Source organism: Bacillus cereus group sp. MYBK101-2 (genome assembly GCF_051918845.1).
In the GTDB taxonomy this organism is placed as follows: domain Bacteria; phylum Bacillota; class Bacilli; order Bacillales; family Bacillaceae_G; genus Bacillus_A; species Bacillus_A paranthracis.
The window spans coordinates 13897-27447 of the sequence record NZ_JBQAIE010000019.1 but is presented as its reverse complement, the minus strand read 5'-3'; the positions used below and the strand labels follow the sequence as shown (position 1 = coordinate 27447).

Genomic DNA, 13551 nt, shown 5'->3' with positions numbered 1-13551 from the left:
ATTCACAGAAGAACCTCTAGTATCTCACTTACTAGAGGTTCCACCCACTATACTATTCTTTATCTTTTTCTACTTCGTTTTTCTCATCTTCTACTACAGATACAACAGGTTTATCGTTCGATAATTGTTGTACTGCTCCTTTTCCAGCAAACCCTTCTAATAACTCTTTTAAATCAATACCAGAAGAAGCTTTTAATGTTTCTTGCATCGTTGCCATTAAATCAGTCGCATAGCCTGCAACTTTTCCAGCGCCGCTATTTTTACCACCGCCGCCTGTATCGACAACTGTAATTTTATCAATATTGCTAAGTGGACTTGCAACTTCCTTCGCATAACTTGGAAGCATTTTAAGTACCATATCCATAATTGCCGCTTGGCCATATAATTCAAATGCCTCTGCAATTTTTTGTTTCGCTTCTGCTTCTGCTAAACCTTTTAACCTAATAACATCTGCTTCCGCCGTACCTTGTGCTTTTTGTACTTCCGCTTTTGCTTGACCTTGCGCTTTTTCGATTTCCGCCTTCGCTAAACCTTCCACACGTACTTCTTCCGCACGCGCTCTCGCTTCAGCCTCAATCTTATATTGATCCGCATCTGCCTTTTTAATTTGTTTTACTTTTTCTGCTTCCGCTGATTGCTCAACAGCATAGCGATCTGCATCTGCTTTTTTCTTTACTTCTGCATCGTATTGCTTTTCACGACGCGCAATCTCTTTTTCTTCTAATTCAATTTGTTTCTCACGCTCAATGATTTTAACGCGCATTTGCTCTTCTGTAACACCTTGTTGCGCTTTCGCTTGTTGTAGTTCGTAAGAAAGATCCGCATCTGCACGAGCTTGTTCTTGCTCTCTCTTATAAGATTGTACTTTTAATTCTTTATGTTTTTCAGCTTCAGCGATTTGGGCATCACGTTGGTATTCAGCTTCTTTCGCTTCTTTCTCAGCACGAGCTTTTTCAATACGAGCTTCCTTTTCACGCTCTGCATTTGCAATTGTTGCATCACGCTTAACCGTCGCAATTTGTGGCTGACCAAGTGCATCTAAGTAACCGTTCTTATCCATGATTTCTTTAATGGTAAAGGAAACGATGCGAAGCCCCATTTTCTTTAAATCTGTAGAAGCTACTTCATGCACTTTTTGAGCAAATTGCTCTCTATTGCTATACGCATCTTCTACTGTCATAGAGGATAAAATCGCACGTAAATGACCTTCTAAAACCTCTTTTGCTTCTACCTTTAACTCTTCTGTTTCTTTTCCTAAATATTGCTCAGCTGCTGTAGATACTTCTTCAATTGTAGAACCTACTTTAATAATAGAAACACCATTTACTGTAACTGGAACACCTTGCTTCGTATACGTATCGCGTGTACCCACTTCTAACTTATAATTTAGTAGGCTTAAAGGTTCTGCTCTTTGCATAATTGGAACTACGAATGTACCGCCACCACGAATAATCTTAATCTTCTTTCCATCATCAGTGGTAACTACATTTTTCCCACCACCAAGCCAGTTCCCTGTAACAATTAACGCTTCATCTGGTCCAACTGTTCGATACTTCGTAATGAATACTAAAATGAGTAGAATTAAAATTGCGAGTAAAACTCCACCAATAATTAATGGAATCGTCATGTAAATTCCCCCTTATAATTTTGGTTTTTTTAAAGAATAAGCGATGTTTTGTACAAGCAAAACACCATCTTGGACTCCCTCGATAATAACTTCAGTTCCTTGTGAAATATCTTTTTTTCCAATTGTTTTAGCTGGAATTGCATTACTTCCAAATTGGGAGGATATTAATACTTCACCAAATCCTTCTGTAGGAATTGTCGTAATGACTTCTCCCTTGCAACCAATGAATTCATCCATACGTTGCACAGTATTTTGTTCAGCCTCTGCAATCGGCTTTAAAATTAATATTTTCATTATGAATACACCAATAAAGGATATAGCAAATGCAGCCACGAAAATAAGAATACTATTAAAGGAAAATAAATATTCTCCTATATAACTAAGTCCACATAACATAGCGAAAAAACTAAGTAATAAAGTAACAACGGATACCGATCCGCCTCCAAAACTAAATATGGATTCAAATATATCCCCAAAAAAGATATAAATCACAGTGAGTATAGTAGCAATAATAAATCCATATAAATAAATTGTCTCAAGTGGATAACCAAACAAAACCATTTCTTATCCCCCTCTCTTAAACAATCCCTTTTTTGTTATGTGTATGCCCCACCTCTTCCAAAGATTATTGTTCTTAATTTTCAGTTATTTGTCTTTTAAAGAAAAGCCTGCAATACAGGCCTCTAAAAAAGAACAGGAGAAACCCATTGTGACAGGCTCCTCCTAGAAAATAACCGATATATTATATATCTATATAATATACTATTTTCCACAAAAAGTAAAGTTAAACATACATTGGAAAAGCACTTATTTTATTGATAATTCGTATGTTCCATCGCCATTATCATATTTATATACATACAAGTAATACTTACCTGGTTTTGCATTAAAGTTTGCATCTATATGATTTCCATTTGCTTGACCGTAAGCAGCATAATTTTGCATATCTGATTCATGGTGAAGTACCCATGTCATCCCGATTCCATACTCATTTAAAACGGAAATATCGATATCTTTCGCTGATGCTACATTAAATGTATAAACATCAGTGTGGTCCCCGCCAATAAGACTACCTTTTATCGTACTATTTAGCCCGATACGATTTGCTTCCTCTGGGCGATTATTTGGTTCTGATTCTGTTAAACTTCCATCTTTAACCGTAACCGTTGTTTCGCTTTTGCTCTCTTTTCCTTTATCATCTTTTACTATTAACGCTACTTTATATGAACCTTCTCTTTCATATACATGTACCGGATTTACTTCTGCACTTGTGCTTCCGTCTCCAAAGTCCCATAAATAAGAAACGATTTTTCCATCTTCATCTTTTGAGCCGTCGCTTTTAAATTGAATACCTTCTTTTACAAGTCCATTATAAGGGCCATTTATATTAACCGTTGGAGCTTTATTTTCTCCGTCATCTTTTGCGATACCGTGGAAGACTACATCATATTCAAATTGATTTGAGCTATTTACACGATAATTGACGAAATATGCTGTAACAGTTTTGTAGCCACTCCATTCTTTTTGCGCAAGTTGTTCCAAAGCTTCATTTACTTTCTTACTCATTGCGTTCCAATCTTCTGACTCACCTTTTGTTACACTACCTGTATACGTACCTTCTAATGTAAATGTATTAAAGAATTGGGAGCTATGTTTTGTCATTTTTGCATCTTTCATCGGCAACGTTTCAGTCATTTCTTTCTCTACTGCTGTTAATGATTTTGGGGCATGTTCAGCTAAATAATCATCTGCTACTGCCGGTACATTATATTTATCTTGATTATCGATTAGCTGCTGCATATACTCTTGATACTCTTTATTTAACTTAGGATCTTTACTTAGATTTTCACGATATGCATCATAATTTTTTACGTCATTCGCACGAATCAAATCTTGAATTTTATCAAATGTTTCAAACTGATGCGTATATAAGTAAGACTGCAATGCGAACGAGTAATTATAGAAATCCCAAGAACCGTATTTAGCAAATAATGTACGCTCTGCTGTATAACGACTTGCAGGATCAGATGATAATCCACTAATGATGCTCTTTCTCGGTACTACATTATTTGTTCGAGTAGACCCTGCGAAAAACTCTGCATTTCCTTCTTGGAACCAAGTTAACCTTTCATTTTGATACATATCTCCTCTTCCGAATAAACCTGGCACTTCATATCTCCCTTGAAGATAATGGGTAAACTCATGGCGGAATAATTCTTCTAAACTATAAATACTTTGTTCTGGCGTGCGTTCATATGTAAAGAATGTTCCTGTTTCTTCAATATAAATTCCACCGTTGTTCGTTTCATATCCATACAGTTGTCTATTTAATTGGTACTCTTCTGGACTGTTATAAATTACGATCGTTAATATATCATCTGCATTGCCCGGCTCTAACGCTTTATCATTCCCAATTACACGATGATACTGCGCTTTTACTTCCTTTGCAGCCCAGTATAGTCTCTTAATTTTTTCTTCCGATACTTTATCTCCTGTTTTAAATACGATAGATCCATCATCAAATGTATACGTTTTTGGTAAGTACTGCTCTTTTCCTTCTTTACGTATTTTCTCTAAATCTACTGTATTCCCGCTATAATCTTTTCCGTTATAATTTGTTGTAATTTGTTCTACTGCGACAAAATACGGTTCACTTAAACGTGGATACATATGCATTGCCTGTGTCACAACTTCTAATCCTTTATTTGGATTGCTATGAAACTTCCCTAAACGACTAGCAAAGTAAATTCCATTATTAACGAGCCACTTATTTTCTGGTGTTACTTCATTTAGAAGAGCAATACGATTTATTTCATTAATAAACCCATCTACTTTTCCATACCACATCGTTTCATTCGCTTCTTTACGAGCCTCAATTAAGTAAGACTGTATATCATAGTCAATCCCTTGCATAATATCGTATACAGCTTGTCCTTTCATACGATCGTCTACATACGTATGAAGATTATCATTATATTGTTTTAAAATATTAGCTGCGTATTGAACCGTTTCAACATCACTTGAAGCGTTACTAATCAATTTTCCGTATGCAGATACGACTGTATCTTGCTCATCTGTACCTAGCTTAAAGTTTGGGTTATTCGCAATTGCTTTTAAAGCAGGTAAACATTTGTCCTGGAAGCTTCTTTCATTTAATTCACTTAATTCATTATTATAAAATGCCAAATAAAAAGCTGAACGTAACACTTCCGTAAACGTTTGAATTCCTTTTGAATCATCTTTCGTAAATGTACTACCTCGATGAGCTAATTCATCTATAACGACTTGCATTTTCCCTTTATCTTTATAAAAGGACTTTGCATCTTCATTAAACTGGAATAAGTCTGTAATTTGATGCCACTTAATACTGCCTAACGTTTCAACTAATTCTTGATCATTCATCTTGTTTAAATCAGCCATTGAATAGCTTTCTTTAACTTGCTTTACTGTCGCTTTGTTCGTAATAGATGCTGGTCGCTGTGAAAAGTCTCCTACTTTTAACCGTTCTTCAAACGATAATGTTTCCTCCGCTTTAGAAACGTGTCCAATCTCATCTACTGGTTTTTCAATTCCAACTGGTTTCGAATGCAATACATTATGTGGCACCTTTTCTTCTGCTGATGCATGAGTTTGAATTGCCCCCAGCGATAGAGCCATTGTACTAATACTAAGCATTACTTTATTAATTTTTGATTTCTTGTTCATATCCTTGCCCCCTATTCAAATATTCCATTCACGAATTTAACATAAAATCTAGATACAACAATATAAAATGCAATATTTCATATTATTTCTTCTTACATTTTGTACATATCGTGAACAATCTCCCCACTATCTAGCCGCCAATAGTTATGAATCTTTAGCGATTAAACAGTCCTTTTACACATGTTAAAAATCGAATTTTTTGACAATTAACCCTTTAATTGTTATGATTAATATAATTGTTAACTTTATTAAACAAGGGTGGGATTCTATGATAAAAAAAGAGAACAGTGTATTTTATATCTCCATCTTGCTAACAACATTATTCATCATATGGGGAATTACCCCGGCAAGTTGGATACAAGGCTATGATTTACAAAGCGTTACATCTTCCTTAAATTCATTTATCCTCAATAAATTTGGATGGTTTTACTCTCTACTTATGACCGCAATGATTATTTTAGCCGCTTATTTAGCATTTTCTAAGTACGGTTCTATTCGTCTTGGTAAGGATGGAGAAAAACCAAAGTATAGTTATCCATCTTGGCTATCCATGTTATTTGGGGCAGGAATGGGAATTGGACTCCTCTTTTATGGAATCGCTGAACCGATTTCACACTTTACAGATCCACTAACAGGAAAAGCAGGTACAGAGGAAAGCGCCAAGCTCGCTATGCAATATTCATTTTTCCACTGGGGTCTCTTTCCATGGTCACTATACGCAATGGTTGCTTTAACAATTGCATATTTCACATTCCGCAAACAAAAAGGTAGCACAATTGGGGCTACAGTTACTCCATTATTTAATCGATCGAAAAATTCTCCTATCGGAAAAACAGTTGATATTTTAGCTGTTTTAGCCACTGTATTCGGTATTGTGCCATCTGTTGGGATTGGTGCTCAACAAATCGCCGGAGGATTAAGCTATTTATTCCCTTCTATTCATAACACTTTACTTACACAGCTCATACTTATCGCCATCTTCGCTGTTTTATATTTAACAAGTGCACAAACAGGCTTAGATCGTGGGATTAAATATTTGAGTAACTTAAATTTCTCTCTTGCAGGTATATTACTCGTCTCCTTTTTACTTTTAGGACCAACTGTATTTATTATGAAATATTTCACATCTACACTCGGTTCTTATATTGGAGCTTTACCTAGTATGGGATTAAATTTAGGAGCATTTAATGAAAAATCTTCTTCTTGGATAGAAAACTGGACTATTTTCTATTGGGGATGGTGGATCTCTTGGTCTCCATTCGTCGGTACATTCATCGCCCGTATTTCTAAAGGACGCACAATAAAAGAATTTATTTTTGGAGTTGTATTAGTCCCAACTCTCATCTGCACATTTTGGTTTGCAGTCTTTGGCGGTACCGCTATCCATATGGAAATGTTCCAATCGCTTGGTATAGCTGATGAAATCGCAAAAAATGGTACAGAGATTGGATTATTTGCTGTTATTTCACATCTACCGTTCTCTACATTTTTAACAATTATCGGGTTAATTTTAGTAGCCACATTTTTCGTTACTTCTGCTGACTCGGCAACATTTGTCGTTTCTATGCAAACGAGTAACGGAAGCTTATCACCAAAAAATAGTTTAAAACTTATATGGGGATTAACAATCGCGATCATTGCAGCTATTTTATTACAAGCTGGAGGATTAAATGCACTGCAAATTGCAGCGATCATCGCAGCACTACCATTTTCTATCGTAGTCGTCCTTATGATTACTTCACTCTTTAAAGAGCTACGAAAAGAAGACGTTAATTTGCAAACGAAAGAAGTTCCGAAAAAAATAAAAAAGGTTATGTAACGATTGGCACCTCTTCTTTTAGAAGAGGTGTTTTCTACATTCATTTCATTTATTTTCCTAAAACAAATAAAACCTACTTGTTTTATAGGGATTATATGTTATTATAAAGGAAATAAATTGAATCTTTTTACATTTATTTACTAACCATTAATCTTTTTTTCTTGATATCTAAATGAAGGGAGGTTGTCCATGTGGAGATAGACATTGATTTTATGAAGGAGCAAATTCCACTATTTGTAGATAGTGCACTATTAACTTTAAAAATCGCATGCTTCGCCATTATCATTTCATTATTTATTGCGAGTATAAATGGTTTAATTCTGTTCTTTCGAATTCATATTATACATAAAGTTGTTCGCGCTTATGTGGAAGTAGCCCGAAATACACCTTTACTCATTCAATTATTTTTCTTATATTTCGGTTTACCATCATTAGGTATTAAATTATCTAATTTTTCAATCGCATTACTTGCAATGTGTTTTTTAGGTGGTGGATATATGACAGAGGTCATTCGATCTGGTCTTGATTCAATATCCAAAAGCCAAGTGGAATCAGGATATGCCATTGGATTAAATAAATGGCAACTATTTAGATTTGTAGTTTTACCACAAGCTGCAACTATTTCTGCACCAGCCCTATTTGCTAATTTTATCTTTCTATTAAAAGAAACATCTATCGTTTCTGCGATCGCTGTTCCTGAATTGTTGTATACAACAACGAATTTGATTTCAATTTATTACAAAACATCTGAGATGCTCATTATGTTAACAGCTTCCTATATCTTTCTTTTTGTACCACTATCATTTCTACTATCTTGGTTAGAAAGGAGAAATCGTTATGGGCAATTCGGGCATTAATCTACTAATAGAATCGCTTCCGCAATTGCTAAAGGGACTAGAACAAACATTATTAATTGCATGTTTTACAATCATCATTAGTACAATTGGCGGCATTCTATTTGGAATCATTCGTACATCAAAGATTACTATTTTGAGGTTCATTTCAAGAACTTATATTGAATTATTTCGTTCTATCCCAATCCTTGTTTGGTTATTTCTTTTCTTTTTCGGTCTTCCAATCGCTCTAGGGATAGATGTTTCTAGTACAGTAGCTGCTATTACAGCTCTATCATTATGGGGAATTACAGAAATAGGCGAAATTGTAAGAGGTGCACTTCAGTCCTTACCAAAGGGACAAGTAGAAGCTGGCAAATCTATCGGAATGAATAAGAAACAATTATATCAATATGTACTCATTCCTCAAGCAATACGGCGAATGATTCCAGCTACAATAAACATCTTCATTCGTATTATTCAAACGACATCTTTGACCGTTTTAATTGGTGTAACTGAAGTCATAAAAGCTGGCCAACAAATTGTAGAGCGAACAGGAGAAGCATTTCTCATATATGGTTGCTTATTTATTTTTTATTTCTTACTTTGCTATCCATTATCTGTTTGGTCAAGAAAACTAGAAACAAGATGGATATAGACAATTCAATAGTTTGAGAGGAGAAGAAATATGACTGCTCCATTGTTACAATTGCAAAACATCTATAAGTCATACGGTGAGAACCATGTTTTAAGAGACGTAAGCTTACAAGTATTTTCCGGAGAAGTCATCGTTATTTTAGGACCAAGTGGTTGCGGAAAAAGTACATTATTGAGGTGCTTAAATGGACTTGAGAATATCCAAAACGGGCAAATGCTTTTTCATGAAGCCCCCCTTCCGAAAAATGATGTTAACTGGCAAAAACTTCGTCAAAAAATCGGAATGGTTTTTCAAAGTTATCATTTATTTCCGCACATGACTGTTTTAGAAAACATTTTACTCGGTCCTCTAAAAGTACAAAAACGAAATAAAAGTGAAGTATTAAAGCAAGCGGAACAATTATTACTAAAAGTAGGATTACTAGAGAAAAAAGACGCCTATCCAAGAGAGTTATCTGGCGGACAACAACAGCGTATTGCAATTGTTCGCACTCTCTGTATGAATCCTGAAGTCATTTTATTTGATGAAGTAACAGCTGCATTAGATCCTGAAATGGTCAAAGAAGTATTAGAAGTCATTATGAACTTAGCTAAACAAGGTATGACAATGTTAATCGTCACTCATGAAATGGGATTCGCAAAAGCTGTTGCCGATCGAATTATTTTCATGGATAAAGGAGAAATTTGTGAAACAGGAGATCCAACTACTTTTTTCACATCTCCACAAACAGAGCGTGCGCAACATTTCTTAAATCAATTTTTCTATATTGAAACGGTGAAAGGAAGAGATATTATATGAAAAAATTACTAACATTTATTATGATCGGACTGCTTTCTATTTTAGTCGTTGCATGTGGTTCAAATGAAAAGAAAACAGAAAAAACCTCGGCAAAACCAAGTGGGAAAATTGAACAAATAAAAGAGCGCGGTGAACTAGTCGTTGCTGTTTTTACAGATAAACCACCATTCGGTTACGTTGACAAAGATGGTAAAAACGTTGGATTTGAAATTGATATGGCAAAACGTTTTGCGAAAGACTTATTAGGTGATGAATCAAAAGTGAAATTTGTTCCCGTTGAAGCAGCAAGTCGCATTCCATATTTACAATCTGATAAAGTAGATTTCGTATTAGCAAATATGACTGCAACAGATGAGCGAAAAAAGGTAGTTGATTTTACAAATCCACATTTAAAAGTAGCTGTACAAGTGCTTGTTAAAGATGGTAGTCCTATTCAATCAGTAAAAGATTTAGAAGGTAAAAAAGTAATTGTAACAAAGGGTACAACTGCAGATATTTATTTAACAAAGAATATGAAAAACGTAGAATTGATTAAATTTGATAAAAATACAGAAGCGTTACAAGCACTAAAAGATGGCCGTGCTGATGCATATGCTCAAGACAATCTTGTCCTTCTATCTTGGGCAAACAAAAACCCTGGATTCCACTTATTAAAAGATAAATTAGGTGGAGATGACTTAATTGCTATAGCAGTGAAGAAAGGTAACAAAGAAGTGCATGATTGGGTAAATAAAGAGCTTGAAAAACTAGGAAAAGAAAACTTCCTACATACACTATATGACAAACATCTAAAAGAAGAATTCGGTCCTCAAATTAGTCCTGAATCCGTTATTACTGAGGGCGGCAAAGTAAATTAAATAAAACCCATTCGTATGAAATATACTCTTCATACGAATGGGTTTTTACTCTATTATATAGTGTTGTAAACATAAATAATCATCTTACGTTATAATAAGATAAAACGTTTTTATTTCTTAAATAATCTCTTTCTAAATACAAACATACTCAGCGCTGAAAGAACTAACGCTACGCCTGAAAGTAATGTTGATGTATTCTCTTGTCCACCTGTTGCTCCTAATGATTTCTTGCTTTCTTCTTGTTTATTAACAGCTGGTTTACTTTCTTTCATTTTTTGATTCTCTACTACTTTTTCTTTCACAACTTGATTATTCACGTTTTGTTCTTGAACTACTGCTGATTGATTTACTGCATCTTTTGAACCTTCAATTCCTGGTGTTGGCTCTTTTGACTCTTCTTTCGGACCTTCAACTTCTTTTCCTGGTTCTTTTACTCCTTCTTTTGATTCTTCAACTTCTTTTGTTGGTTCTTTTGCTTCTTCTTTCGATTCTTCAACTTCTTTTCCTGGTTCTTTTACTTCTTCTTTTACTTCTTCTTTTGATTCTTCAACTTCTTTTGTTGGTTCTTTTACCTCTTCTTTTGATTCTTCAACTTCTTTTGTTGGTTCTTTTGCCTCTTCTTTTGATTCTTCAACTTCTTTTGACGGTTCTTTCGGCTCTTCTTTCGCTACTATATTTTGCATAACTGTACCACTGTATAATAGAGTTAGACCGTGGTAATTTCCATTTAATGAGAATGTATAAACTTTTTCTCCTGGAGTTTTCCATACGACTATTCCTCTATCAGTGACGATACCATCTGTACTCTTCAGTTCAATATCTTCAAAGATTTCTCCCTCTAAATCGTAGATAGGAATTTGGATTTCTTGATTCATTTGTCCATCTTCTAAAACAATTTTTTGGTTTTTAATATCAACTGTTATCCATTGAGCCAATTGAATAATCGGTCTTACATCACGGATCTCATTTCCAGCTAATTTCAAGCTAAGTAAATCGAGCATAGAAGATAAAGTAGAGATATCTTTAATCTTATTATCAGATAAATTTAACCACTGTAAGTTTTTCAAGTTCGCTAATGGAGAAATATCTCGTATTTTATTGCTCATTATTTCAAGCTTATTCAATTTACTAACTTTGCTAATCTCATCTAAATTATTGATTTCATTATTATTTACTAACAATGTATCTAGATTTTGCAATTGATGAATTCCAACAAGAGCAGCATGATCAAGTTTATTATTTGATAGATCTAGATTTTGCAATTTCTGAATCTTAAATAGTTCTGGAACATTTTTTATACTGTTATTGCTAACATTTAATTTTTCAAGATTCTCTAATGACTGAAGTGGTTTCATATCTTCAATTTGATTATTGGATAAATCCACTAACTTCAAACCTCTCAAACTTGAGATAAATTCCACATTTTTTATATTAACATTTTTTAATGTCAATTCCTCCATATTTGTCATGAGTTCTAATCCAGAAAAATCTGTTATGCCCTCTTTTTCCCCATCTGTAATTTTTAAAGTCTTAACTTTTAATAAATCTTCTTTCGTTATAGGGGTATTTACATTTTTACGTTCAAAATTATGTTTGTTCATGTATTGCCTTAATTTCATATCTTGAATTACGTTAGAACTCTCTTCTCGTTTTTCAACGATATTTTGTATTACCCTTCCTTGGAACCTTATCTTACTTTCACCAGCATCCATCTTAAATTCATACATTTTTTCTCCAAGACTATTCCACTTTATTAATCCATTTGTAATACTTCCGCCTTCACTCTTCCACTCAATATTTTGAAGTGCTGTCCCATTTACATCATATACAGGAATTTTCACTTCTTCATTTATATATGCTTCATCTAAAAAGATTTTTTGTCTTTGAACATCAATCTTAATTCGTTTTCCTAATTCTTGAATAGGTCTTATATCACGAATCTCATTTGTCGCAAGTTTTAATTCATATAAATTATTCAAATTACTAAGTGATGATACATCCGAAACATAGTTTTCCTCTAAATTAAGTGCTTGTAAACTAGTTAGGTTAGATAATGATGTAATATCTTTAATATCATTTTTTTGAAGATCAAGTTCCACGAGGCTACTCATCTCACTAATCGGTTCAATATTTACAAGCCCGTTACTTCCTATCCCTAATGTCCCTAATTTATTCAATTGCTCAATGCCTGTAAGATCAGTAATTTTATTATTGCTTACATATAACTTTCTTAAAGAAGAAACATTATATAAAGGCTTTATATCACTAATTTTATTACCTGATAAGTTAACGGTTCTAACCTTTTTAAGTTGACTTAGTGGATTAATATCAACAATTCTATTATTTTGTAACTCTAGTATATCCAGTCTTTCTAAGTTTACAAGCGGCTCAACATTTTCTATTTTATTAAAAGATAGATCAACTACTTTTAAACGTTTTAGTTGTGAAATAGGAGCTATATTTCTTACATCAGACCCTTGTATCGTTAGTCTTTCTAGATTTTCCATATACTCTAATCCTTTTAGACTCTCAATTCCTTGACCTGCATATATATTTAACTCTTTAATTTCTTTTAAATCTTCTTCAAATATAGGTTCATTTACATCTTTTCTATTTAATACGTTTTTGTTAATTACTTGCTGTAATCGTTTATCACGTATGATATTTTGTGTATCTTCAATTTGTTCTTCTTCTTCCTCTTCTATATCGCTTTCTACAAATGTGCGCATATTCACTTCAAACTGAATTTTGAATTCCTTATCGTACCCTAAAGTGGGAATTAAAATATGCATTTGCATATTATATCTTTTTCCTAACTCACCTACTTCAAATTGTATAACTTTCGTTCCATGTTTTCTTTTATCTTCTGAAAGCACCTTTACATCATGGAATACACCTGGCTCTTTACTATCTTCGACTTTCAGATAGTCAAAGAAATCACTATCTTTTAATGTTGCTGTAATAATTCTTTTTCCATTTTCAATCGTCAGCTTTGGATCTTTTATATATACAGTTGCATATGACTCTTCATTTGAGTTATCTTTATACGCCTTAATTATCGCATCAAAAACATACTTCTTTGAACTTTGTGCAGTCATATTTTCTGTACCAGCAGTAGCTGCTACGGCAGGTGTAGCATAAACAGCAAATGGCAACGATAATGTCGCAGCCACTAACATCGCATTTATATGTTTTCTTTTATTTTTCTTCAACTTTACATCTCCTCCAAAGTATATAATTCAAAATGTAATCAT

At 33.8% G+C, this 13551-nt stretch carries 9 protein-coding genes; 5 read left to right on the top strand and 4 right to left on the bottom strand.

The window, feature by feature from the left end; all coding sequences use genetic code 11:
• Window positions 1-52 precede the first annotated feature (52 nt).
• The 3 genes from ACTFSI_RS24775 to colA all read right to left on the bottom strand — a co-directional run bounded on the left by ACTFSI_RS24775 (window position 53) and on the right by colA (window position 5332).
• The gene (locus tag ACTFSI_RS24775) at window positions 53-1627 is read right to left on the bottom strand and encodes a flotillin family protein (RefSeq protein ID WP_000155015.1); all 1575 of its coding nucleotides are present in this window, start codon (window positions 1625-1627) and stop codon (window positions 53-55) included.
• A 12-nt stretch (window positions 1628-1639) separates the two neighbouring features.
• A complete protein-coding gene (locus ACTFSI_RS24770; RefSeq protein WP_000242441.1) occupies window positions 1640-2188 on the bottom strand; it encodes an NfeD family protein in 549 nt (182 codons plus the stop codon).
• Between the two features lie 246 nt (window positions 2189-2434).
• Window positions 2435-5332: a collagenase ColA gene (gene colA / locus ACTFSI_RS24765; protein WP_138322507.1), complete on the bottom strand. Its 2898-nt coding sequence runs from the start codon at window positions 5330-5332 to the stop codon at window positions 2435-2437.
• Window positions 5333-5600: 268 nt separating this feature from the next.
• On the opposite strand from colA, the gene opuD reads away from it, so the two are divergent.
• From opuD to ACTFSI_RS24740, 5 genes are all read left to right on the top strand, one after another.
• The gene (gene opuD, locus ACTFSI_RS24760) at window positions 5601-7151 is read left to right on the top strand and encodes a glycine betaine transporter OpuD (protein WP_138322508.1); all 1551 of its coding nucleotides are present in this window, start codon (window positions 5601-5603) and stop codon (window positions 7149-7151) included.
• Between the two features lie 191 nt (window positions 7152-7342).
• Window positions 7343-8008, top strand: coding sequence for an amino acid ABC transporter permease (locus ACTFSI_RS24755; RefSeq protein WP_000401822.1), 666 nt, complete (start codon window positions 7343-7345; stop codon window positions 8006-8008).
• A complete protein-coding gene (locus ACTFSI_RS24750; RefSeq protein WP_138322509.1) occupies window positions 7989-8642 on the top strand; it encodes an amino acid ABC transporter permease in 654 nt (217 codons plus the stop codon). The genes ACTFSI_RS24755 and ACTFSI_RS24750 overlap by 20 nt, the downstream gene beginning before the upstream one ends.
• 30 nt (window positions 8643-8672) lie before the next feature.
• Window positions 8673-9440 (top strand): amino acid ABC transporter ATP-binding protein, encoded by a 768-nt coding sequence (locus ACTFSI_RS24745; protein WP_000126487.1) that lies wholly within the window; start codon window positions 8673-8675, stop codon window positions 9438-9440.
• The gene (locus ACTFSI_RS24740) at window positions 9437-10297 is read left to right on the top strand and encodes a transporter substrate-binding domain-containing protein (protein WP_000735562.1); all 861 of its coding nucleotides are present in this window, start codon (window positions 9437-9439) and stop codon (window positions 10295-10297) included. The genes ACTFSI_RS24745 and ACTFSI_RS24740 overlap by 4 nt, the downstream gene beginning before the upstream one ends.
• Window positions 10298-10407: 110 nt before the next feature.
• Here ACTFSI_RS24740 and ACTFSI_RS24735 read toward each other — a convergent pair whose 3' ends face one another.
• The gene (locus ACTFSI_RS24735; protein ID WP_440045701.1) at window positions 10408-13509 is read right to left on the bottom strand and encodes a leucine-rich repeat domain-containing protein; all 3102 of its coding nucleotides are present in this window, start codon (window positions 13507-13509) and stop codon (window positions 10408-10410) included.
• Window positions 13510-13551 lie beyond the last annotated feature (42 nt).

Coding starts and splice junctions, on each gene's coding strand:
- colA (WP_138322507.1), bottom strand. CDS start 5,332: ATGAACAAGAAATCAAAAATTAATAAAGTAATGCTTAGTATTAGTACA.
- ACTFSI_RS24770 (WP_000242441.1), bottom strand. CDS start 2,188: ATGGTTTTGTTTGGTTATCCACTTGAGACAATTTATTTATATGGATTT.
- ACTFSI_RS24745 (WP_000126487.1), top strand. CDS start 8,673: ATGACTGCTCCATTGTTACAATTGCAAAACATCTATAAGTCATACGGT.
- opuD (WP_138322508.1), top strand. CDS start 5,601: ATGATAAAAAAAGAGAACAGTGTATTTTATATCTCCATCTTGCTAACA.
- ACTFSI_RS24750 (WP_138322509.1), top strand. CDS start 7,989: ATGGGCAATTCGGGCATTAATCTACTAATAGAATCGCTTCCGCAATTG.
- ACTFSI_RS24740 (WP_000735562.1), top strand. CDS start 9,437: ATGAAAAAATTACTAACATTTATTATGATCGGACTGCTTTCTATTTTA.
- ACTFSI_RS24775 (WP_000155015.1), bottom strand. CDS start 1,627: ATGACGATTCCATTAATTATTGGTGGAGTTTTACTCGCAATTTTAATT.